Annotated in this window: 2 protein-coding genes and 1 pseudogene; 1 reads left to right on the top strand and 2 read right to left on the bottom strand. The window is 40.0% G+C overall.

Features of this window, described 5'->3' with window-relative positions; genetic code table 11:
* Window positions 1–91 precede the first annotated feature (91 nt).
* Window positions 92–1,369 (bottom strand): phosphoribosylamine--glycine ligase, encoded by a 1,278-nt coding sequence (purD, locus tag IQ226_RS24665; protein ID WP_193899756.1) that lies wholly within the window; start codon window positions 1,367–1,369, stop codon window positions 92–94.
* A 37-nt stretch (window positions 1,370–1,406) separates the two neighbouring features.
* Here purD and IQ226_RS25760 point away from each other — a divergent pair, with 37 nt between their 5' ends.
* On the top strand, window positions 1,407–1,532 hold the full coding sequence (locus IQ226_RS25760) for a hypothetical protein (RefSeq protein WP_255540003.1): 126 nt from the start codon (window positions 1,407–1,409) through the stop codon (window positions 1,530–1,532).
* 868 nt (window positions 1,533–2,400) lie between these two features.
* Here the strand turns inward: IQ226_RS25760 and IQ226_RS24660 are convergent.
* A pseudogene (locus IQ226_RS24660) lies at window positions 2,401–2,491 on the bottom strand (IS5/IS1182 family transposase); the annotation flags it as partial.

The following is a 2,491-nucleotide window of genomic DNA, read 5'->3' as shown; positions in this document are numbered from 1 at the left end:
GGGCAGGGGGCAGGGGGGAGGATTTATTGAAGATTCCTCTGTGCCTCTGCGCCTCTGCGAGAGCAAAAAATCTAATTCAAGTACCCAAAAATCAACCTAAAACCCGATAACCAATATCTCGGCGATAATACATTTCATCAAATTGAATATTTTCAATACCTGCATAAGCTTGAGCTAAAGCTGCTTGAAAATCCTCACCCAAGCCAGTGACATTTAACACCCTACCGCCATCTGTCACAACTTCCTGGACGGCATTTAACCTTGTCCCCGCATGAAAAACCGTCGCCCCGGCGGTCTCGGCTGCGGCCAGACCAGTAATTACCTTGCCTTTGGCATACTCTCCCGGATAACCACCAGAAGCAGCCACCACCGTCGCCGCAGCCCCTTGTTTCCAAGCAATCGGCGGCATATCTCCTAACCGCTGTTCTATACAAGCCAAGATTAAGTCTTCCAAAGGTGTTTCTAGCATTGGTAAAATCACTTGGGTTTCTGGATCACCAAAGCGACAGTTAAATTCTAAAACCCGAAAATCCCCATCTGGTGAAATCATTAACCCCGCATACAAAATGCCTCGGTAGTCAATGCCCCTAGCCTGTAAGGCGTGAATAGTTCTTTCTAATACTTCTGTTTGTACCCGTGCCATTAACTCCGGTGTCGCAATTGGCGCAGGAGCATAAGCACCCATGCCTCCGGTATTATCTCCTGTATCACCTTCACCAACGCGCTTATGATCTTGAGCAGGTAATAATGGGCGAATGGTTAAACCATCGGTGAAAGCTAAAATAGATACTTCTTGCCCGACTAAACATTCTTCAATGACGACGGAACTACCAGCAGATCCAAATTGCCCTTGAAAAATTGCCTCAATTGCTGCTTCAGCTTGGGCAATGGTTTCAGCAACTGTGACACCTTTACCAGCCGCTAAACCATCGGCTTTAATGACAATGGGCGCACCTGCGGATTGAATGTAAGCTTTTGCTGGGGCTACTTCTGTAAATACCGCAGATTTAGCTGTGGGAACTCCGGCTTCTGTCATTAATGCTTTAGCCCAGGCTTTACTTGCTTCTATTTGCGCCCCTTCCTTATTTGGACCAAATACCATTAAGCCTTGATTTTGCAAATAATCAGTAATTCCCTGAGCTAAAGGTATTTCTGGTCCAACAATTACTAGAGGAATATCATTATTTACCGCATATTGGCTAATACCTGCAAAATCATCCACTGCTAAGGGCAAGTTTTTACAACCGGGCATAGTTGCAGTACCACCATTACCTGGTACACAGACAACTTGCTCGATTTGATCAGATTGCAGCAATTTCCACGCTAGAGCGTGTTCCCGTCCCCCATTCCCGATAACTAAAACTTTCACTTATTTCCTCGCGCGTAATCCAGCAAAACGAGAATATATGATACCATCTTCAATTGTCCAAGCTGGTAATCTGGCTAGATTTAGGGTTTGTGTGCCAAAAGAGCGAACTGCTTGCAGCAGCACTTTGCGATCGCACAATCATAATCTAATAATATGCTCTTAGTTTTATCCTAGATGCTATTTATCAAATATGTTGTGATAAGCTTAAATTATAGAAAATCAATAATACTTTTGATATTTATAACTTTTAGCAATTTGCCTTTAGATTTTCTTAATAATTAATTGAGAATCTTTTCTATTTATCAACGAGGTTGCTATACTTTCAGCGATTTGCTATAATTTCAGAGAATTTCATAATTGGCCTATTATTGTCAATTTTGGATTTTTCAGAAGATGTTAGTCTCAAACCCTTTATTAACAGTAGTTTCAGAAATTAATTTCCCAGGCTGATACAAAACTTTACAAAAATTTTAGCCATAAATTTGCTTAAAAATGATCTAATTTGAGCGATAGTAAAAATTTACTATTGACAAATTGACAAATAAGTGATCAGTAACCTTTCAACGTTATTAATTTTAGTGATATGAAGTCAATATGAATCACTTTAACTTCGATATATGGTAGGGGTTTAGCACTACTCATTGGTGTCAACTTAGGTTACAGATGGCTTATTTGTTTGGCTTCCACACCTGCCAGGGAATAAATTCCCTGTCTCATAGCTCAAGTCCGTTAAAACGGACTAATGAATTTTCCTAGTATTTAGTCATCTAAAAGATGACTTTCGCTATTAGCAAGGAACTTGAGTTCCTTGCGGGATGAAGATTTTGCGTTAAGTTGACACCATTAAGCTTTTGCTTTACCCCTACATATCACATCAACTCAACAGTTTTCCTAATATTACTTAACCAACGCAGAATACATTTTTTAATATCTGCGGGGTTAGTTTGTCAAAGTATGAGGGTATTTATTTTATTTTTTATATTTTTGCAAACCCATAAGAGGATGTTTGAAAAGTTTTGAGGAGTCAAAATTTATGCCAATCGCCTGATCATGATACGGATCATAGCTAGATAGATAAAAGTCTCAGAGGTTTCAGGTAGTAACTCGTAGTCTCTGACTAAT

Source organism: Dolichospermum sp. LEGE 00240 (assembly GCF_015207875.1).
Taxonomy (GTDB): Bacteria; Cyanobacteriota; Cyanobacteriia; order Cyanobacteriales; family Nostocaceae; genus Dolichospermum; species Dolichospermum gracile.
The sequence above is the reverse complement of the archived record's forward strand: the minus strand, read 5'-3'. Positions and strand labels throughout refer to the sequence as shown.

Excerpts from the sequence above, each read along its gene's own strand:
- IQ226_RS25760 (WP_255540003.1), top strand. The coding sequence starts at position 1,407 with ATGATACCATCTTCAATTGTCCAAGCTGGTAATCTGGCTAGATTTAGG.